The organism is Streptomyces sp. NPDC048257 (assembly GCF_043201855.1).
In the GTDB taxonomy this organism is placed as follows: Bacteria; Actinomycetota; Actinomycetes; order Streptomycetales; family Streptomycetaceae; genus Streptomyces.
Map to the genome: position 1 here is coordinate 57,517 of NZ_JBICZI010000026.1, position 18,453 is coordinate 75,969.

Here is an 18,453-nt window from a genome sequence, read left to right on the forward strand (position 1 = left end):
GAGCCCCCCCCCCCGGGGGCCCCCCCCCCGGGGGGGGGGGGGGGGCCCACCCCTGTGTCGTATACGAAAATCAGGTGACCGGGTCAGCGCATCTTTCCGCCGCGCGGCATCTTCATGCCCTTGGGCATGGGGCCCTTCGGCAGCGGCATGTTGCTCATGAGATCACCCATGGCGCGCAGCTTGTCGTTGACCTGGGTGATCTGCGGTCCGGCCAGCACGCGCGGCAGCTTGAGCAGGGTGGTGCGCACCTTCTTGAGCGGCACCTCGCCCTCGCCCGTACCCACGATGAAGTCGTGCACCGGCACGTCCGGCATGATCCGGGCCAGCTTCTTCTTCTCGTTCGCGAGCAGCGGCTTCACGCGGTTCGGGTTGCCCTCGGCGATCAGCACCACGCCGGCCTTGCCGACGGCCCGGTGGACGATGTCCTGCTGCCGGGTCATCGCGACGGCGGGGGTGGTCGTCCAGCCCCGGCCCACGTTGTCCAGTACGGCCGCGGCCGCTCCCGGCTGGCCTTCCATCTGCCCGAAGGCAGCGCGCTCGGCCCGTCGCCCGAAGACGATCGCCATCGCGAGGAACGCCACCAGGAATCCCAGGATGCCCAGGTAGAGCTCGTGCTCGATCAGGAAGCCGATCGCGAGAAAGACACCGAAGGTGACGATTCCCACGCCCGCGACGATCAGACCGACCTTCGGGTCTGCCTTGCGCGTCATCTTGTACGTCAGGGCGATCTGCTTCAGTCGCCCGGGGTTCGCAGCAGTCTCTGCGTTTGACTTCCTCGCCATAGACCGAAGTTTACGTGGCCTGCGGGGTTCGGGTAGCCGCAGCCTCAAGTACGTGTTCGGTTTCGACCCGGTCCTTGGCCCTCTTGCGGTCCTCCAGGACGGCCGTCCAGGCGTTGCGGCGGGCCCCGCTCATCAGCAGGGACTCGATGCCCCGGAAGGCATCGGAGAAGGTCGGGATGGCAATGGCGCGTACGGGCGCGGCCTGCATGATGTCGATCCCTTTCACGATGCTCGCGTCGGCGTGCGGCGAGCGGTGTGTGCGGTGCGTGGACCAAGCGTCACTGACTGGTGTTACCAGGGCGTGACCGGTCGGTCAAATGTGATGGACACGTTGCAAACACTGACGCGGCCCGCCGGACTCTCCCTCAAGGAAGAGCCTAGGGGCCGCGTCGATGCGGTGTTACCCACTAGTAACGCTTTGTGCGCGACTTCACACGTTCGCCGCACTGACGATCACGCAGGCGGTCACACAGGCGCGATCAGACGGTCGCGCGCTTCTCCATCGCCTGCTGGTACAGACGACCCGCGCGGTACGACGAACGGACCAGCGGGCCGGACATCACGCCGGAGTAGCCGATCTCCTCGGCCTCCTTCGCCAGCTCCACGAACTCGGCCGGCTTCACCCAGCGCTCGACGGGGTGGTGGCGCGGCGAGGGCCGCAGGTACTGGGTGATGGTGATGAGCTCGCAGCCGGCCTCGTGCAGGTCCTTCAGGGCCTGCGAGACCTCTTCGCGCTCCTCGCCCATGCCGAGGATCAGGTTCGACTTGGTCACCAGGCCGTAGGCGCGGGCCTTGGTGATCACCTCGAGCGAGCGCTCGTAGCGGAAGCCGGGGCGGATCCGCTTGAAGATCCGCGGCACCGTCTCCACGTTGTGCGCGAAGACCTCGGGGCGGGAGGCGAAGACCTCCTCCAGCAGCTCCGGGACCGCGTTGAAGTCGGGGGCCAGCAGCTCGACCTTGGTGTGGCCGGCCTCGCGGCCCGCCGTCTGCTGGTGGATCTGGCGCACGGTCTCCGCGTACAGCCAGGCGCCGCCGTCGGCCAGGTCGTCGCGCGCGACGCCCGTGATGGTGGCGTAGTTCAGGTCCATCGTGACCACGGACTCGCCGACGCGCCGCGGCTCGTCACGGTCCAGCGCCTCGGGCTTGCCCGTGTCGATCTGGCAGAAGTCACAGCGCCGGGTGCACTGGTCACCACCGATGAGGAAGGTGGCCTCGCGGTCCTCCCAGCATTCGTAGATGTTCGGACAACCGGCTTCCTGGCACACCGTGTGCAGTCCTTCGCCCTTCACCAGGGCCTGCATCTTGGTGTACTCGGGACCCATCTTCGCCCGGGTCTTGATCCACTCGGGCTTGCGCTCGATGGGGGTCTGGGCGTTACGGACCTCCAGGCGCAGCATCTTGCGTCCGTCGGGTGCGACTGCGGACACGACCGGCTCCCTGTGACTTCGATTGTTCGGCGCCCACCAGGGTACGCCCGTAATTTCATACGCTCTTACGTCGGCCAACCTGCGGAGGGCCGACCGCATTCCCGGGGGCTAGGAACCCACCGCCGGCGCCGTTTCGCGGGGCCGCAGCTCCGCGTGCTCCAGTACGTCCTTCAGGTGCCGCTCGGCGACCGGCAGCACCTCGGCGATGGCGATCTCGCGGCCCAGTTCGTACGAGAGCGAGGTCACACCGGCGTCCCGGATCCCGCAGGGGATGATCCGGTCGAACCAGGTGCTGTCCGGGTTCACGTTGATCGCGAAGCCGTGCATCGTGACGCCCTTGGCGACCCGGATGCCGATGGCGGCGAGCTTGCGGTCCTCGCGGCGCTGGCCGGCGTTGGACGGGGCGTACTCGGGGCCGTTCAGCCGCGGGTCGAACTCCTCGTCGTGCAACCGGGGGTCGAACTCCAGGGAGAGGCCGCCGATCCTGGGGCGCTCCTCGACCGGGTCGCCCAGGACCCAGACGCCGGAGCGGCCCTCGACCCGGGTGGTCTCCAGGCCGAACTCGGCGGCGGTACGGATCAGGGCCTCTTCGAGGCGGCGGACGTGCGCGACCACGTCGACCGGACGGGGCAGCTTCATGATCGGGTAGCCGACCAGCTGGCCCGGGCCGTGCCAGGTGATCTTGCCGCCGCGGTCCACGTCGACGACGGGGGTGCCGTCGAGCGGGCGCTCACTGGGGTCGGTGCGCCGGCCCGCCGTGTAGACCGGCAGGTGCTCCAGCAGCAGGCAGGTGTCCTCGATCTCGTCGGCGAAGCGGGCCGCGTGCACCCTGCGCTGTTCTTCCCAGGCCCGGGTGTACTCGACGGATTCCGGTCCGAAGCCCAGATGGACAAACCCAAGCTCAGCCACCGCAGCGCCTCCTCATTGAACCTGCTGTGTGCACGTACCTCACTGAGCAAGGGTACGGCGACCCGTACGAGCCCCTTCAGGGCCCCGTCGCAGGCCCTGCCGGCGGCGCTGTCACAGGCTCCGGCGCCGGCCCCGGCAACTGCTTCGGCCGGCGCCGGCCCTTGGGCGGCCGGTCCGGGTCCTCGTCCGCGCGCGGCAGCCGCCGGTGGCCCTCCGCGTGGTCGTTGACCCAGCCGCACACCCCGCACGCGTACCGGCCGTCGAGCCCCGCGATGTAGGTGCCGCAGCGCCGGCACTCCGCCTCGGTCAGTTCGGGCGGGGGCAGCGGTGCAGTGGATTCGGTTCGCTCCTCGGGGAGGTGCGCCCTGTGGGGCCGAGGGGTCATGGGCGGCAGCGTACGCGGGCGGAGGGGGCGCGTCCGTAAAGGGCCCTCCGCATTCTGCACACGATCGGATGAATGTGGGGCAGAGAGGGCGGCATCGGCGAAGTTCGCCGCTACATTCACGCCGTTCACAGGGCCGGGACCCCGGTCCGTCACGTCAGGAAACCGTGGAGCCGATGACGGAACGACCTGCCCAGCGCGTCCCCAACCGGCAGCTCGCGGCGCTGATCGCGGAAGCCGGGTTCTCCAACGCCGGGCTCGCCCGCCGCGTCGACCAGCTCGGCCTGGAACACGGTCTCGATCTGCGGTACGACAAGACCTCGGTCACCCGGTGGCTGCGCGGGCAGCAACCCCGCGGGACCACCCCCGCGCTGATCGCCGAGGTCTTCACCCGCCGCCTCGGACGGCGGCTCTCCGCCCTGGACCTGGGTCTGGACGCCTGCGCGCCCGTGTACGCGGGGCTGGAGTTCGCGGCCACCCCCGAGGAGGCCGTCGACATCGCGAGCGGGTTGTGGCGCAAGGACTCCGGCTCGCACGCCGAGCTCCGGAAGATCGCCTTCACCCCGGCCGGGCTGGTCGTGCCCAGCCGCGACTGGCTGATCGGGCGGGCCGACGAGCGCGTGGGCCGTGGCGCGGAACCCTCCGCGGTCCGCGTTCCGCTCCAGGGCCGGGCCTCGGTGCCCCGGCAGCGGCAGATCGACCGCGGCCCCGGGCAGCGCGTCACAAGCGGGGACATCGCCGCGCTGAGATCGGTGAGCGATCTCTTCCGGACCCTCGACCAGGCCTACGGCGGCGGCCACGCCCGCCAGGCCCTGGTGCGCTACCTGGAGCACGAGGCCGAACCGATGCTCCGCGGCACCTACGGGGAGACCACCGGGCGGCGGCTGTTCTCCGCCGCCGCCGATCTGACCCGGCTCGCGGGCTGGACCTCGTACGACATCGCCGCACACGGGCTCGCCCAGCGGTACTTCGTGCAGGCCCTGCGGCTCGCCCAGGCGGCCGCGGACCGCCCCTACGGCTCGTACGTGCTGGTCACCATGAGCCGCCAGGCGGTCTACCTCGGCCACGGGCGCGAGGCCGTACAGCTGGCCCGGGTGGCCCAGCAGGGCGTCGGCTCCGGCCCGCCCCCGGTGGTGCAGGCGCTGCTCCACTCGGCGGAGGCGCGCGGGCACGCGGTGCTCGGCGAGGTCCGCGCGTCGACCGCCTCACTGGTACGGGCCGAGCGCGCGCTGGGCGCGGCCCGCCCGGGGGACGACGTACCTCACTGGGCCCGGTTCTACGACGAGGCGCAGCTGGCGGACGAGTTCGCGCACTGCCACCGGGACCTCCAGCAGTACCGGGCCTCGGCGCAGCACGCCGAGCGGTCCCTTCAGCTGAAGGCGCCGGGGCACGCGCGGTCCCGGCTGTTCTGCCGGGTGGTGCTGGCCACGGCCCGGCTGGGGCTGGGCGAGCTGGACCAGGCGTGCGCGCTGGGGGCGGAGGCGGCGCAGCAGGCGATGGAGATGCGGTCGGTGCGCGCGGTGGAGTACGTACGGGACTTCGAGCGGCGGCTGGAGCCGTACCGGGACGCCTCGGCGGTGCGGACGTACCGGGACCGGGTGGCGGCCCTGTCCTGAGGCGGCGGAGGCGGCGGATCCCGCCCCAGGACGCTCCCGGGGCCGTACGCGGGGCAGGGGCCCGGTCCCGTGGCGGGACCGGGCCCCTGTGTCATGCGGGTCCTCCGGGGGCGTCCGGGTCTCAGGCCGCCACCGGAAGAGCGGGCTCCGGGGCGACCGGGAGCGGGATGCCGAAGTCGCGCAGAACGGCTCCGGCGGCGCGGCGGGCCGAGTGCAGGGCCCCCTGGACGGTGTTGGTGTCGCGGTGGTCGCCGCATACGTACAGCCCGGCCAGCACCCGTACCGGACGCCGCAGGTCGTACGGCGGGGGCATCGCGGGGACCGCCTCCGGGGTGTGGTGGACGGCCAGCAGCTCCCATGCGCGGGTGGGGGTGTCGTAGAGCCGGGCCAGCCGCGAGACGACCGTGCGCAGGGGCGGCGGCGGGCCGAGCACCGTGGTGGTGACCAGGCTCCGGCCGGCCGGTGCCCGGGTCGGGTCGACCGCGCTCATCACGGCCGTGTGGGAGACGGGCCAGTTGGGGTCCCCGTCCACGAGCAGCGAGCCGTCCCGGAACAGGGGTCCGGTGGTGGCGTGGTGCAGGACGGTGACCTCGTGGAAGGCGGGCACGCGCAGGCCGGGCAGCAGCTCGGCGGCGGCGCGGGCCCCGGTGGCCAGGAGGACGGAGCGGCAGCGGAAGTCGCCGTGCTCCTCGGTGGTGACCAGGTTGGTCGCCACCGACCGGACCCGGACCCCGGTCCGTACGGTGCCGGGTGGCAGGGCGCCGGCGAGCAGGTCGGGCAGGGCCGCCGCACCGCCCTCGGGCACGGCGAGGCGCCCACGGGCGAAGGTGCGCAGGGCGAGGTCGGCGACCCGGCTGGAGGTGGCGAGCTCCGGGTCGCGCAGCAGGGTGGCGAGCAGGGGCCGGAGCGCCCCGTTGAGGGTGCGTGGCGGCAGCCCGCGCGAGCGCAGGGCTGCGAGTGCGGTGCGTTCGGGACGGGCGAGCAGCTTCTCCTCGGGCAGGGCGGCGAGCCGGCCGAGGGCGGCGCTGAGCCGGGCCTGGTCGAGGGAGCCGCTGGCCAGGGCCCGGGCCGGGGTGAGGACCCCGACCCGCAGCTGTTTGCCGTCGGTGTGGACGAGGACCCCCGGTGTGAAGGGGCGCAGGGTCAGGTCCTGCAGGCCGGGGGTGCGTTCGAGCTCCGTGTACGAGGTGTTGAGCAGCTGGCCGATCCGGTCCAGCCGGAACCCGTCGGCCGACTCGGTGGCCATCCGCCCGCCGGGATCGTCCGCGGCCTCCAGGACGGTGACCGTGACTCCGGCTGCGATCAGGTGCTGCGCTGCCGCGAGTCCTGAGACTCCGGCTCCTACGATGACTACGTCCGCATGGTGTGCGGCATGGTGTGCGCTGCTGAGCACGTGCCCCTCCCCGAGGTCGGCGCGGCTGTGTGGGGATCCTCCTTCCCCCAACCGGCTAAAGGGGAACCCGAGTTCGGTGTGGTATTGCGGTCAACTCCGGTCGCACGGCGGTCGCATTCGGGTCACGAACGGTCGCACGCCGGTCGCACGCGGATGCCGTTCGGGAGTCAGAGCGCGGCGCGGATCGCCTGCTCGATGCCCGGGTCGCGGAAGACGAAGCCGGACTCCAGCAGCCGGGCTGGCCTGGCCCGCTGACTGCCCAGCACGTCCCCGGAGAACTCCCCGAGCACGATCCGCAGGGCCACGGCGGGTACGGGCAGCAGCGCGGGCCGGTGCAGCACCCGGGCCATGGCCTCGGTGACCTGGCGGTTGGTCAGCGGCTCGGGGGCGGTGAGGTTGACCGGGCCGGACAGGCCGGGGGTGTCGATGACGTGCCGCAGGGCCGCGACCTCGTCCCGCAGGGAGATGTACGGCCAGTACTGGCGGCCGTTGCCGAGGCGGCCGCCGAGACCGGCGCGGAAGAGGGGGAACATCCGCCCCCAGGCCCCGCCGTCCCGGGCGACGACCAGACCGGTACGGGCGAACGCGGTCCGGATCCCGGCCTCCTGGGCGGGAGCGGCGGCCGCCTCCCACTCCACGCAGACCGAGGGCAGGAACCCCTGCCCGGCGGGGGCACTCTCGTCGACGGCCCGGTCGCCGGTGTCCCCGTAGTAGCCGACGGCGGAACCGCTGACCAGGACGGCGGGCGGCTCGTCGAGGGCGGCGAGGGCCTGCGCGAGCGCGGCGGTGCCGAGCACCCGGCTGTCGCGGATCTCCCTCTTGTACGCGGCCGTCCACCGGTGGTCCCCGACCCCGGCCCCGGCCAGGTGCACGACCGCCCCGCAACCGGCCAGCCCGGCGGGATCCACGTACCCGCGCGCGGGATCCCAGCGCGCCTCGTCCGCCCCGACGGGCTCCCGCCGCACGAACCGCACGACCTCGTGCCCGTCCCCCCGCAGGGACCGCACCAGTCCACTCCCGATGAGCCCACTCGCCCCGGTGACACCAATCCTCATGCCCTCATCCTCCCGGTCAGCGTCCCTGCACGTCGCTCCGCGCCCGATCTTCCAGCCCCGCCGGCGTTTGAGGCGACCTTCCAGCCCCGCCGGCGTTTGAGGCGGTCTTCCAGCCCCGCCGGCGTTTGAGGCGATCTCCCAGCCCCGCCGGCGTTTGAGGCGATCTCCCAGCCCCGCCGGCGTTTGAGGCGCGGGGTCCGGGGCGGTGCCCCGGGAGGGGCCGGGCGGAGCCCGGTCAGGCCGTCGTGCCCAGCCAGGTGCCCACCGCATAGGTGACGCCCATCGCCACCGCGCCCCCGGCAACGTTGCGCACCACCGCCCTCCCCACGGCCGCCCCACCCAGCCGCGCACTGATCACCCCGCACAGCGTCAGCGCCCCCAGCACCGCCACCACCGTCACCGGCACCCGCGCCGACGGCCCCGGCAGCAGGATCGCCAGCAGCGGCAGCAGCGCCCCCACCGTGAACGCCACCAGGCTGGCGAGGGCCGCGTGCCACGGGTTGGCCAGCTCGTCCGGATTGATCCCCAGCTCCACCCGGGCATGGGCCCGCAGCGCGTCCCGCTCCGTCAGCTGCTCGGCCGCCTGCCGCGCCACCTCCCGGCTGAGTCCCCGCTCGGCGAGCAGGCCGGTCAGTTCCTCGAGCTCCGCCTCCGGCTCCTCGTCCAGTTCCCAGCGCTCCAGGTCCAGCGCGGCCCGCTCGGAGTCCCGCTGGGAGCTGACCGAGACGTACTCCCCCGCCGCCATCGACAGCGAGCCCGCCAGCAGCCCCGCGACACCCGCCGCCAGGATCGCCGAGCGCGAGGTGGTGGCCCCGGCGACGCCGACCACCAGGCCCGCGGTGGAGATGATCCCGTCGTTGGCGCCGAGCACACCCGCGCGCAGCCAGTTGAGCCGTGTGCTGATCCCCGCGCTCTGCGAGCCGGCGCCCGCACCGTGCGCCTCGATGTGCGCCCGGGTGGGCCGCTTGCCCGCGCCTTCGCTTCCCGTCACGCCCCCACTGTCGCGGCCCGGGGCGTACGGGGCCACCCGGCGGGCCGGTCCGGGGTGCGCGCGTCCCGCCCCCGTACCAGGGTGGAGGGGTGAGACGCGGACGTCAGGAGCCGGGCTGGCTGCGCGGCGAGCCCCCGCCGCGCTGGGCCCGGATGGCGCCCGCGGTGGCCCTGGTGGTGCTGGTCCTCGCGCAGGCGCTCACCCCGGGCGACGTGGAGCTCGGGTACTTCCTGGCGGGTCTGCCCCCGGTGGCCGCCTTCGCGTACGGGGCCGGCGGGACCGCGGTCTTCGCCGCCATCGTCCTCCTGCTGCTGGGCGTGCACGACCTCGGCGTCGCCCATGCCCGGGGGACCGACCTGGCCACGGTGGCCGTCGTCGGTGTGCTGAGCGTGGTGATCGCCTGGGTCCGGCAGCGCCGGGACGCGCAGCTGGTCAGCGTACGGACGGTGGCGGAGGCGGCCCAGCTCGCGGTCCTCCCACCGGTGCCGGAGCGGGTGGGTCCGGTCCGCTGCTCGGGCCTCTACCGGGCGGCGCAGCACGGCACGCTGGTCGGCGGCGACCTGTACGACGTACGGGCCGGGCCGTACGGGGTGCGGGCGCTGGTCGGGGACGTGCAAGGGCACGGCCTGGCGGCGGTCGGCACCGTGGCGGCGCTGCTCGGGGCCTTCCGCGAGGCCGTGATCGACGACGCCGGGCTGGGCGCGGTCGCGGCCCGGCTCGACCGGCGGCTGGTGGCGGACGCGACGGCCACCGCGGTCGAGCACGCGGAGCTGTTCGCGACGGCGGTGCTGCTGGAGTTCCCGCCCGGGCTGGACGTCGTACGGATCGTGTCGTGCGGGCATCCGCCGGCCCTGCGCATGCGGGGGTCGACGGTGGAGGAGGTGGCCGTGGAACCGGGGCCACCGCTGGGCCTCGGGCTCGCGGGTCCGACCCCGCCGAAGGTGACGGAGCTGCCGGTGCGCCCCGGGGACCAGCTGCTGCTGCACACCGACGGCGTGACGGAGGCCCGGGACGCGACGGGGCACTTCTACCCGCTGGCCGACCGGGTGCCCGTACTTTCGCGGGACCCGGCGGGCCTGGTCGGGGCGGTCTGGCGGGACCTCGCGGCCTTCACGAAGGGGGGCCCGCACGACGACGTGGCCCTGCTGCTGCTGTCCCTGGACGGACGGGACCCGGCCGCAGGCCCCGACCGCTCGCGGTCGGACGGGGCCCCCGGCGTGCGGTGACGAGCGAGCGAATCGTCGCGACGAAGACGACCGGTACCAGGCCGGTACCAGGACCGGTACGAGGAACCGGTACGAGGACCAGCCCTCGTACCGGTGCGACGACTACGACTCCTTGATGAACGCGCGCACCATCTTGCACGTGACGTTCGACGGCCGGTGGATGCCCGTCCGGACGGCCATCGTCCGGATCTTCCGGTTGGTGGCACGCCGAGCGTCGTACGTCCCCGAGTCGAGCAGGGATATCGCCAGCCGCATCGCCTTCAGACGGCGGTTGTGGCTCTCGTACCACTCGCGGGGCAGCCCCGCCGGCAGCGGCTTCTTCTTGACGTGCTGGACGGTGGTGGCAGTGGCCATCTACAGCCTCCCAAACGGTAGTTGGCTTCCTGTCGTACTTCCTCGATTTTACCGGGGACCACTGACAAAAGCCCCTGGCCAGACGGCCCTGGGTAGGGTTGGCCACATGGAGATCTGGATCAATCCCGCCTGTTCCAAGTGCCGCAGCGCCCTGACCCTGCTGGATGCGGAGGGCGCCGACTACACGGTGCGCCGCTACCTCGAGGACGTGCCCTCCGAGGACGAGATCCGCGAGGTGCTCGGCCGGCTCGGACTGGAGCCGTGGGACATCACGCGCACCTCGGACCCGCTGGCGAAGGAGACCGGCGTACGGGAGCTGCCGCGCGAGGAGACCGACGCGGCGCGCGCACTCTGGATCGCCCACCTGGCCGCCCACCCGAAGCTCATCCAGCGCCCGATCATCACTGCGGAGGACGGCACGGCCGTGGTCGGCCGCTCCGAGGAGGCCGTCCGCGACGCGCTGTCGCGCAAGGGCTAGAAGATCCGCCGGGCGATCTCCCCGGCGGCCGTCAGCGGCAGCGCGTGGTGCGCGACCCCGGGGAGTACGTCGACGTGCGCACCCGGCAGCGCGCCGCGCGCGGCCCGGGCCGCGCGGCCGGCGTCGTGGCAGCGGGCCAGTTCGGCGAAGAGGATGTCGACCCGCAGGCCCGAGCCCGTGCCTGCGCCCGTGCCTGCGCCCGCACCCGCACCCGCACCCGCGCCTGTGCCCGTGCCCGTGCCTGTGCCCGCCCCCGGACCCGGCTGCTTCGCGAGCTCGGCCAGGTCCGGGCGCGGCCCGGTGACCGGCCGGACGCCGGGGTAACCGGCGGTCTCCTCCTGCAGCCGCAGCCAGGCCGGGTCGAGCGCGGCCCCGCCGGTCTCCCACGCGAGGAACGAGCGGATCCGTCCCGGGGTGGGCCGCGCCAGCATGGGCAGGGCGTGCAGGACGTAGCCGAGGCGCAGCCCGGCGAAGACCTGCGTCGGGTCGAGCAGGACGAGTCGGCCGAGCCGACCCGGCCGCCGGGCGGCGTAGTGGGCGGCGACCCAGGCCCCGTACGAGTGCCCGCCGAGCGCCACCGGCCCGCGCTCGCCGCCGCCCTGCTCCTGCGGACGGAGCCCGTCGATGACCGCGTCGAGCCAGCCGACCAGGTCCCCGACGGCCCTGATCGGCCGCCCGGGCGCCGGAACACTGAGCCCGGGGTCCCCGACCAGGTCCACGGCGTGCACCCGGTGGCCGCGAACCGCCCCGGCGGCTGCGCAGGCCCCCCACACGGTGGAGGTGGCCCCGCCACCGGGAAGCAGCACCAGCGCCGGGCCGTCGGCCGGGCCACGGCTGTTGACCCGGGTGACCCCGTACGGGGTGGGCAGGTCGACGGCTTCGACGGGCCCGGGCCACCGGTCGAGGACGGCGTCGTAGGCGGCGTGGAAGGAAGACGTCCGGGGCATGTCCGGCTCCAATGTCTCGCCAGGCGATAATCTTGCTGAACGAGACATTCTAGGCAGGGGGCGATGTGAACGACAACGAAGACCGCGGAGGCGCCGAGGAACACGGCGAACACGGCGAACACGGCGAACGCGACAACATCCATCTGGTACACCTGCTGCGGGCCGTGACCGTCGAGTTCGGCCTGCGCCAGGCGGACTTCGCCGCCCGTAACGGCATGCACCCCACCGACGTCCGAGCCCTGATCTGCCTGCTGGACGCGGCCCGCGCCGACGAGCCGGCCACCGCGGGCCTGCTCGGCGCCCGGCTCGGCCTCAACTCCGCGGGCACCACCGCCGTGATCGACCGGCTGGAGCGGCTCGGCCACGTGGCGCGGATCCGCGACGGCCACGACAGGCGCAGGATCCTGCTGCGCGTGGAGCCGGCGGCGATCCGCCTGGGCCGGGAGTTCTTCGGGCCGCTGATCGACGGGGTGCTCCAGGTGCTCGACTCCTTCGACCCCGCCGAACGGGAGACCGTACGCCGCTTCCTGACGGCCGCCCACGCCGTCTTCGCACCGGAGCCCCGCCCGTGACCACCCCCGGCCCGGGCGGCTCCGACCTGCACCTGGAACTCCCCACGGAGGGCGCACGGCGGACCGCCCTCGCCCAGGCCCTGCGCAACGCCGTGCGCAGCGGGCGGCTGGCCGGCGGGACCCGGCTGCCGCCGTACCGGACCCTGGCCGCCGACCTCGGGCTGGCCCGCAACGCCGTCGCCGACGCGTACGCCGAGCTCGTCGCCGAGGGCTGGTTCACCGCCCGCCAGGGTTCCGGCACCCGGGTCGCCGAGGGCGTCGCGGCCGCGGACGTACCGGCCACCGCGGCCGGCCCCGCACCCGCGCGACCCCGCCACGACCTGCTCCAGGGCAAACCCGACCCCGCCTCCTTCCCGCGGGGCGCCTGGGCGGCCAGCGCCCGACGGGCCCTGGCCGAGGCACCCACCGAGTCCTTCGGCCCCGGCGATCCGCAGGGCCGCCCCGAACTGCGGCGCGCCCTGGCCGGCTACCTGTCCCGGGCGCGGGGCGTGCGCTGCGGCCCCGAGAACATCGTCATCTGCTCCGGCTTCGCCAACGGACTACGGCTCCTGGCGTCCGTCCGGCCCCGCGACTGGGCCGTCGAGGAGTACGGACTCCCCTTCCACCACGGCATCCTCCATGCCGCCGGGGTCCGCCCGCACCCCGTCGCGGTCGACGAGGACGGCGCCCGGACGACGGAACTCCCCTCCCGGCCCCGTACGGTGCTGCTCACCCCCGCGCACCAGTTCCCCACCGGGGCCCGCCTGCTGCCCGCTCGGCGCGCCGCCGCCGTGGAATGGGCCCGCGGGACCGGTGGCGTGATCGTGGAGGACGACTACGACGGGGAGTTCCGCTACGACCGCAAACCGGTCGGCGCGCTGCAGGGACTGGCCCCCGAACACGTGGTGTACGCGGGCTCGCTGAGCAAGAGCCTCTCCCCCGCGCTGCGCCTGGGCTGGCTGGTCCTGCCGGACCCGCTGCGCGATGAGGTCCTGAACGCGAAGGGGCTACGGGAGTCATGGGCGAGTGCGCTGGACCAGCTGGCGCTGGCCGACTTCATCGAGTGCGGGGCGTACGACCGCCATGTCCGCCGGATGCGGCTGCGCTACCGGGACCGCCGCGACCAGCTGGTCGCCGTACTGGCGGCACGCGCCCCGGAGTTCCGGCTGACCGGCATCTCGGCCGGGCTACACGCCGTACTGGAACTCCCGCCGGGCCACGAAACCCCCGCCCTGACGGCGGCCCACGCCGCGGGCCTCTCCCTGGACGGCCTCTCGTCCTACCACCACCCGGCGGCCCGCACACCACCTCGCGAGGGCCTGGTCATCGGCTACGCGGCACCCCCGGACGCGGCATTCACCCGGGCGGTGGGGGCATTGGCGAGGGCGGTGGCGGGGGCGGGGCCGCGCGACCGGGGTCGGTGACGTGGGGCGGGTGCTTCGGGGGCGGGATCGGGAGGTGTGGGGGTGGCTTCGGTGGGCGGGAGCCCCTTGATCGGCATCAGGGATGCGTATGGGGGTTTCCCGTCAGTCTCATCGTCTCTCCGGTTCGGGCCGGTCCCTCAAGGGCGCTCCTTCGTCGCGTCGCTTCGCGATGGCCTTCGGCCACCCTTGACCGACCGTCCCGCCCCGGAAAGTCGAAGACTGTCGGGAAGCCCCCAAAAGAACGAGCCGGGCGGAGCCTTCAGGGACGGGGCGGTCGGAGACGCCCGACCCGGTCGGGCGCAAGAGGCACGACCGACAGGCGGGGCCCATCACAGGCACCGGGCGGGTCGGTGAGCGCGTCCAATCGCTACGCGCTCCTCACCTCTCAGCGTCCGACGACCGTCTTGGGCTGGACATAGGCCGCCCACGACCGCGGCCCGGCCCTCGACATGCGTCCGACGACCGTCTGGGGTAGGGCATAAGCCGCCCACGACCTCGGTTCGGTGCCCGCTATGCGTCCGGCGACCGTCTGTGGCTGGACATAGACCGCCCACGGCCCTCGGGTGCTCCCCATGCGATGCGTCTGACGGCTGCTGGGGGGTGGAGGGGCGTCAGACGGCGGCTATGTCGAGGTGAGCTCGGGTCAGTGAGTGTGTGCGGCTCGGAAGGCTGACCGTTTACCCCAATTGCCCTTGTTTGGGTGTGGGTTTGTGGTGCCGCCCTCGCGCTGACCCGCCCCCACCTCGGCTGAGGCGAGGAATCAGCCGACCGTCCCTCTCAATGGCCTCTGACGGCGGCCGGTCGCAGTCAAAGTGAGAGTGCTGAGGCTGTGGGCGGCTTATGCCCAGCTGCAGACGGTCGTCGGACGCTGGGAGTGGGAAGCGCCTAGGCGGCGGGCGGCCTATGTCCAGCCAGAGACGGGTCGCTGACGCTGAGACGTGGGGAGCGCGTAGCGATTGGACGCGCCCCACCGACCCGGCCGATGCCTGTGATGGGCCCCGCCTGTCGGACGTACCTCTTGCGCCCGACCGGGCCGGGCGTCTCCGACCGCCCCGTCCCTGAAAAGAAGCACCCGGCTCGTTCTTTTGGGGGCTTCCCGACAGTCTTCGACTTTCCGGGGCGGGACGGTCGGTCAAGGGTGGAGCGCAGCGACATCGCGAAGCGACGCGAGGAACGAGCGCCCTTGAGGGACCGGCCCGAACCGGAGAGACGATGAGACTGACGGGAAACCCCCATACGCCACTCTGATGCCGATCAGCTGGCTCCCGCCCACCCGAAGCCCCCGCCGGCCGCCACCGACCCCGCCCCCTCGGCTCCCGCCCACCCGAAGCCACCGTCGACCGCCACCGACCCCGCCCGCTCGGCTCCCGCACACCCGAAGCCACCGCCCCGGGTCCCGATTCCGCCCGAGCAGCCCCCTCCCGCCCGCTCTTCACCTCGCCCCCACCTCGCCTCCCCTAGGGTGGCCGGAGTCCGCCCCAAAGGGGATGTATCCCGTCAAAAGGACCCGTCGTGAACGAACAGCAGTCACCACCCCAGGCCTCGGCCCGGCCCGGTCGGCGGGGGGCCGACTGGATGTTCGGTGGGGCGTACGGAACCGTACTGGCGAGTGCGTTGCTGGCCGCGCTGGGGCAGGAGGGGGAGGCGTTCACCCCGTTCTACGACGCAAGCTGGGTGCTCGTGACCGCCGTGACCGCCGGGCTCGCGCACGGGTACTCGCACCACATGGCCTCCCACCGGCAGGAATCCGCCGGATACCGGTGGCGGATGCTGGTCCTGGCACTGTGGAACGAGTGGCCGCTGATCGTGGCCGCCCTGCCCACCGTCCTGCTGCTGGTCGCCGCCGGGGCCTTCGGCTGGAACTCCTACGAGGTGACCGCCGTCGGGCTGGGCCTGAACACCGCCCTGCTGTTCGCCTGGGGATCGCTCGTCGCGGTCCGCGTGGGCTACCGGCTCGGCTCCGCCCTGTTGATCGGCCTGGCCGATGCCACCATCGGCCTGACCATCATCGTGGCGAACGCGCTGATCAAGTAGGGAGCTGCGCCTCCGCCTCCGCCAGGATCTCCGTCAGCCGGGCTCCGAACTCCGCCCCGCGCGGGTCCGGCACCCCCGTCCGGGCCGCGGTGAGCAGCGCGTCCAGAGCGCGCCCGTAGGCGCCCGGTACGTCGCTCCAGCCGGGCAGCTCGTGTACGCCTTCGGTGCCGCGCAGTTCCAGCCCCACCCCGGCGGCCGCGCGCGGTGCGCCCAGGCTGAGCACGGCGGTGCTGGCCGCGCCGGAGGCGTGGCGGAGTGCCAGCTGGACCACGTCGGAGGGGCCTCGGGTGGCGCTGACGGCGGTGACGTCGCCGAGGACCGGGATCAGGACGGAGAGCGCGTGCGGGCCGACGTCCCACAGCCCGCCCTTGGCCTTGCGCCAGGGGGAGTCGGCGTAGGCGCTGGGCGTCCCGTCGGGCGGGAAGACGGCGCCGAGCCAGTGGGCCGCGGCCGTGAACCAGCCGGAGCGTGCGGCCTGTTCCTCGACCCAGCCGGCGGTGGGTTCGGCGAAGCGCAGGGTGAGGAAGACGACGGAGGCGACCTGGTGCCGCGCGACGGCTCCGGCGACGGCGCGGGCGTCCTCGACGGTGGTGGCGACGGGCTTGTCGAGGAGCAGATGGCATCCCGCGGCGGCGGCGCGGACGGCCATCGGGGCCTGCACGTCGGGCGGCAGGGCGAAGGCCACGGCGTCACACTCGGCGAACAGTTCGTCGGGGTCTTCGTACACCTTCACGCCGTGCACGTGGGCCAGCTCGGCCGCGGCCTCGGGCCGGCGGCCCCACACACCGGCGAAGTCGGAGCCGGCGTGTGCGGCGAGGGCGGGGGCGTGGGTGCGGTGCGCCCAGGGGCCGGTGCCCAGCAGTCCGACCCGGGGGCGGGGGCCTGCGGGAGCCTGATCGGCGGCACGCTCGGCGACGCTCGCGATGGGATCCTCGGCGGGATTCAAATCAGACGAAATGCTCACGGGGCCAGTCTGCCCCACCCGGTCGGGTGCGCCGCCACCAACCCGCACAAGCCACCCGACCTGCGGTGTAAACCTCGGTAACACGGGGTTCACACACGGGCAACGGAAGAGAAATCGCGGGCGGGCACGCTGCGCTCATCACACCGCAGCGATGAAGCAGCGACCAGCAGCACCCGCAGAGTCTGAGGATGGGGCCCGTGAGCTACAAGGCTGAGTACATCTGGATCGACGGCACCGAGCCGACGGCGAAGCTTCGCTCCAAGACGAAGATCCTCGGGGACGGCGATGCGCTGCCGATCTGGGGCTTCGACGGATCGAGCACGAACCAGGCCGAGGGCCACGCCTCCGACCGCGTGCTCAACCCGGTCTTCTCCTGCCCGGACCCGATCCGCGGCGGCGACAACGTCCTCGTCCTGTGCGAGGTCCTCAACATCGACATGACTCCGCACGAGTCGAACACCCGCGCGCTGCTGCGTCCGGTCGCCGAGCGGTTCGCCGGCCAGGAGCCGATCTTCGGCATCGAGCAGGAGTACACCTTCTTCGACGGCACCCGCCCGCTGGGCTTCCCGGTGAACGGCTTCCCGGCCGCGCAGGGCGGCTACTACTGCGGTGTCGGTTCGGACGAGATCTTCGGCCGCGACATCGTCGAGAAGCACCTGGACCACTGCCTCGCGGCGGGCCTGGCCATCTCCGGCATCAACGCCGAGGTCATGCCCGGACAGTGGGAGTTCCAGGTCGGCCCCGTCGGTCCGCTGGAGGTGTCCGACCAGCTGTGGATCGCGCGCTGGCTGCTCTACCGCACCGCCGAGGACTTCAACGTCTCGGCGACGCTGAACCCCAAGCCGGTCAAGGGCGACTGGAACGGCGCGGGTGCGCACACCAACTTCTCCACGAAGGCGATGCGCGAGGACTACCGCGCGATCATCACCGCGTGCGAGGCGCTGGGTGAGGGCAGCAAGCCGCTCGACCACGTGAAGAACTACGGCGCCGGCATCGACGAGCGTCTGACGGGTCTGCACGAGACCGCTCCCTGGAACGAGTTCAGCTACGGCGTCTCGGACCGCGGCGCCTCGGTCCGCATCCCGTGGCAGGTGGAGAAGGACGGCAAGGGCTACATCGAGGACCGCCGCCCGAACGCGAACGTGGACCCGTACGTGGTGACCCGCCTCATCACGGACACCTGCTGCACGGGCCTGGAGAAGGAAGGCCTGGTCTAGGCCCCACGCCCAGCACTCCGCCCACTGACCCTGCCCGCCGGCCCCCACAGGGGACGGCGGGCAGGGTCAGTGGGGCGTGGCGCGGTGTGACCATGTGGGCGATCAGGATTCGGACGGAGCGCGGCGAGGCCCACGAGCGGCCCGCGCTCGGCGTGTTGTCGAACTGGTGGAGCGCATCGGCGCGGAAGGGACCGCTTCGTGGTCGTCGAGCGGATCGCCGAAGAGCCGGACGTCTACATACAGGTCTGGCACGACGAGGGCGACGCCTACCAGTTGGAGCACCGCGACGGGTCCGCCGAGCGGCACTTCCAGGCGTACCTGCCCGCGGCGGCCGAGGTGGTGGCGGTCATGGCCCGCTGGGCCCGCCAGGAGAAGGGCTGGGAGGTCGGACCGGGTTGGGAGCGGCTGGACCTTCCCTGAGGAGTTGTGTTTTGTCCTGGATTGGCAGGAGCGTGGGCTCGGATGGTGAGATTTCGATCCACGGGGTGAGACAGGGCCTGCCCCGGAGGGATGACATCTGCTTGAATGGGGCCATGGCCAGCCACTCGCACACCTCGTCAGGTCGCAGCGACCTCGAGCCTTTCTGGCCGTCCCGTCAGGATCACGATTACGACCGGGAGTGTTGCCGCGCGAAGAACGCGCCGGCCCTCTAAAGCCTCCGGGATCACCCATCTGACCTTCCCCGGGGCCTTCGGTCTGCGCG

General features: G+C 73.0%; 19 protein-coding genes. 8 read left to right on the forward strand and 11 right to left on the reverse strand.

The features are described 5' to 3' along the window. Positions 1 to 83 precede the first annotated feature (83 nt). The 5 genes from ACGFZK_RS32155 to ACGFZK_RS32175 form a co-directional block, all read right to left on the reverse strand. Positions 84 to 782, reverse strand: coding sequence for a DUF4191 domain-containing protein (locus ACGFZK_RS32155; RefSeq protein WP_393852370.1), 699 nt, complete (start codon positions 780 to 782; stop codon positions 84 to 86). 10 nt (positions 783 to 792) lie between these two features. Continuing rightward, positions 793 to 990 (reverse strand): hypothetical protein, encoded by a 198-nt coding sequence (locus tag ACGFZK_RS32160; protein WP_030389055.1) that lies wholly within the window; start codon positions 988 to 990, stop codon positions 793 to 795. 271 nt (positions 991 to 1,261) lie between these two features. Beyond that, positions 1,262 to 2,209: a lipoyl synthase gene (gene lipA, locus ACGFZK_RS32165; RefSeq protein ID WP_383205135.1), complete on the reverse strand. Its 948-nt coding sequence runs from the start codon at positions 2,207 to 2,209 to the stop codon at positions 1,262 to 1,264. 108 nt (positions 2,210 to 2,317) lie between these two features. Beyond that, on the reverse strand, positions 2,318 to 3,118 hold the full coding sequence (gene lipB, locus ACGFZK_RS32170; RefSeq protein ID WP_393852371.1) for a lipoyl(octanoyl) transferase LipB: 801 nt from the start codon (positions 3,116 to 3,118) through the stop codon (positions 2,318 to 2,320). A gap of 76 nt (positions 3,119 to 3,194) precedes the next feature. Next, positions 3,195 to 3,503, reverse strand: coding sequence for a hypothetical protein (locus tag ACGFZK_RS32175; RefSeq protein ID WP_393852372.1), 309 nt, complete (start codon positions 3,501 to 3,503; stop codon positions 3,195 to 3,197). Between the two features lie 173 nt (positions 3,504 to 3,676). Here ACGFZK_RS32175 and ACGFZK_RS32180 point away from each other — a divergent pair, with 173 nt between their 5' ends. Next, positions 3,677 to 5,116 (forward strand): regulator, encoded by a 1,440-nt coding sequence (locus tag ACGFZK_RS32180; protein ID WP_393852373.1) that lies wholly within the window; start codon positions 3,677 to 3,679, stop codon positions 5,114 to 5,116. Between the two features lie 121 nt (positions 5,117 to 5,237). Here ACGFZK_RS32180 and ACGFZK_RS32185 read toward each other — a convergent pair whose 3' ends face one another. The 3 genes from ACGFZK_RS32185 to ACGFZK_RS32195 form a co-directional block, all read right to left on the reverse strand. Beyond that, positions 5,238 to 6,509: an NAD(P)/FAD-dependent oxidoreductase gene (locus ACGFZK_RS32185; RefSeq protein WP_393852374.1), complete on the reverse strand. Its 1,272-nt coding sequence runs from the start codon at positions 6,507 to 6,509 to the stop codon at positions 5,238 to 5,240. A 167-nt stretch (positions 6,510 to 6,676) separates the two neighbouring features. Further along, positions 6,677 to 7,564: a TIGR01777 family oxidoreductase gene (locus ACGFZK_RS32190; protein ID WP_393852375.1), complete on the reverse strand. Its 888-nt coding sequence runs from the start codon at positions 7,562 to 7,564 to the stop codon at positions 6,677 to 6,679. Positions 7,565 to 7,799: 235 nt separating this feature from the next. Further along, positions 7,800 to 8,555 carry a VIT family protein gene (locus ACGFZK_RS32195; protein WP_393852376.1) on the reverse strand — a complete coding sequence of 252 codons (756 nt, stop codon included), beginning with the start codon at positions 8,553 to 8,555 and terminating at the stop codon, positions 7,800 to 7,802. An 89-nt stretch (positions 8,556 to 8,644) separates the two neighbouring features. On the opposite strand from ACGFZK_RS32195, the gene ACGFZK_RS32200 reads away from it, so the two are divergent. Continuing rightward, positions 8,645 to 9,781 carry a PP2C family protein-serine/threonine phosphatase gene (locus ACGFZK_RS32200; protein ID WP_393852377.1) on the forward strand — a complete coding sequence of 379 codons (1,137 nt, stop codon included), beginning with the start codon at positions 8,645 to 8,647 and terminating at the stop codon, positions 9,779 to 9,781. Between the two features lie 102 nt (positions 9,782 to 9,883). Here ACGFZK_RS32200 and ACGFZK_RS32205 read toward each other — a convergent pair whose 3' ends face one another. Then, positions 9,884 to 10,135 carry a hypothetical protein gene (locus ACGFZK_RS32205; protein WP_361949587.1) on the reverse strand — a complete coding sequence of 84 codons (252 nt, stop codon included), beginning with the start codon at positions 10,133 to 10,135 and terminating at the stop codon, positions 9,884 to 9,886. A 106-nt stretch (positions 10,136 to 10,241) separates the two neighbouring features. Here ACGFZK_RS32205 and ACGFZK_RS32210 point away from each other — a divergent pair, with 106 nt between their 5' ends. Continuing rightward, a complete protein-coding gene (locus ACGFZK_RS32210; RefSeq protein WP_393852378.1) occupies positions 10,242 to 10,613 on the forward strand; it encodes an ArsC/Spx/MgsR family protein in 372 nt (123 codons plus the stop codon). On the opposite strand, the gene ACGFZK_RS32215 is transcribed toward ACGFZK_RS32210, so the two are convergent. Beyond that, positions 10,610 to 11,560, reverse strand: a complete 951-nt coding sequence (locus ACGFZK_RS32215; protein ID WP_393852379.1) for an alpha/beta fold hydrolase — start codon at positions 11,558 to 11,560, stop codon at positions 10,610 to 10,612. The genes ACGFZK_RS32210 and ACGFZK_RS32215 overlap by 4 nt on opposite strands. 137 nt (positions 11,561 to 11,697) lie before the next feature. Here ACGFZK_RS32215 and ACGFZK_RS32220 point away from each other — a divergent pair, with 137 nt between their 5' ends. The 3 genes from ACGFZK_RS32220 (at position 11,698) to ACGFZK_RS32230 (ending at position 15,569) form a co-directional block, all read left to right on the forward strand. Beyond that, on the forward strand, positions 11,698 to 12,132 hold the full coding sequence (locus ACGFZK_RS32220; RefSeq protein ID WP_393852400.1) for a MarR family winged helix-turn-helix transcriptional regulator: 435 nt from the start codon (positions 11,698 to 11,700) through the stop codon (positions 12,130 to 12,132). After that, on the forward strand, positions 12,129 to 13,535 hold the full coding sequence (locus tag ACGFZK_RS32225; RefSeq protein WP_393852380.1) for a PLP-dependent aminotransferase family protein: 1,407 nt from the start codon (positions 12,129 to 12,131) through the stop codon (positions 13,533 to 13,535). The genes ACGFZK_RS32220 and ACGFZK_RS32225 overlap by 4 nt, the downstream gene beginning before the upstream one ends. A 1,512-nt stretch (positions 13,536 to 15,047) precedes the next feature. Then, entirely contained in the window at positions 15,048 to 15,569 is a 522-nt protein-coding gene (locus ACGFZK_RS32230; RefSeq protein ID WP_393852381.1) for a hypothetical protein, read from the forward strand. On the opposite strand, the gene ACGFZK_RS32235 is transcribed toward ACGFZK_RS32230, so the two are convergent. Beyond that, positions 15,562 to 16,494 (reverse strand): Gfo/Idh/MocA family protein, encoded by a 933-nt coding sequence (locus ACGFZK_RS32235; RefSeq protein WP_393852401.1) that lies wholly within the window; start codon positions 16,492 to 16,494, stop codon positions 15,562 to 15,564. The two genes, ACGFZK_RS32230 and ACGFZK_RS32235, sit on opposite strands and share 8 nt — an antisense overlap. Before the next feature lie 236 nt (positions 16,495 to 16,730). Between ACGFZK_RS32235 and glnII the strand changes: the two genes are divergently transcribed. Both glnII and ACGFZK_RS32245 read left to right on the forward strand, forming a co-directional pair. Next, positions 16,731 to 17,750, forward strand: a complete 1,020-nt coding sequence (gene glnII, locus ACGFZK_RS32240; protein WP_393852382.1) for a glutamine synthetase — start codon at positions 16,731 to 16,733, stop codon at positions 17,748 to 17,750. 198 nt (positions 17,751 to 17,948) lie between these two features. Further along, positions 17,949 to 18,170: a hypothetical protein gene (locus ACGFZK_RS32245; RefSeq protein ID WP_393852383.1), complete on the forward strand. Its 222-nt coding sequence runs from the start codon at positions 17,949 to 17,951 to the stop codon at positions 18,168 to 18,170. Positions 18,171 to 18,453 lie beyond the last annotated feature (283 nt).

Coding starts and splice junctions, on each gene's coding strand:
- ACGFZK_RS32175 (WP_393852372.1), bottom strand. CDS start 3,503: ATGACCCCTCGGCCCCACAGGGCGCACCTCCCCGAGGAGCGAACCGAA.
- ACGFZK_RS32205 (WP_361949587.1), bottom strand. CDS start 10,135: ATGGCCACTGCCACCACCGTCCAGCACGTCAAGAAGAAGCCGCTGCCG.
- ACGFZK_RS32180 (WP_393852373.1), top strand. CDS start 3,677: ATGACGGAACGACCTGCCCAGCGCGTCCCCAACCGGCAGCTCGCGGCG.
- ACGFZK_RS32155 (WP_393852370.1), bottom strand. CDS start 782: ATGGCGAGGAAGTCAAACGCAGAGACTGCTGCGAACCCCGGGCGACTG.
- ACGFZK_RS32190 (WP_393852375.1), bottom strand. CDS start 7,564: ATGAGGATTGGTGTCACCGGGGCGAGTGGGCTCATCGGGAGTGGACTG.
- ACGFZK_RS32215 (WP_393852379.1), bottom strand. CDS start 11,560: ATGCCCCGGACGTCTTCCTTCCACGCCGCCTACGACGCCGTCCTCGAC.
- ACGFZK_RS32160 (WP_030389055.1), bottom strand. CDS start 990: ATGCAGGCCGCGCCCGTACGCGCCATTGCCATCCCGACCTTCTCCGAT.
- ACGFZK_RS32210 (WP_393852378.1), top strand. CDS start 10,242: ATGGAGATCTGGATCAATCCCGCCTGTTCCAAGTGCCGCAGCGCCCTG.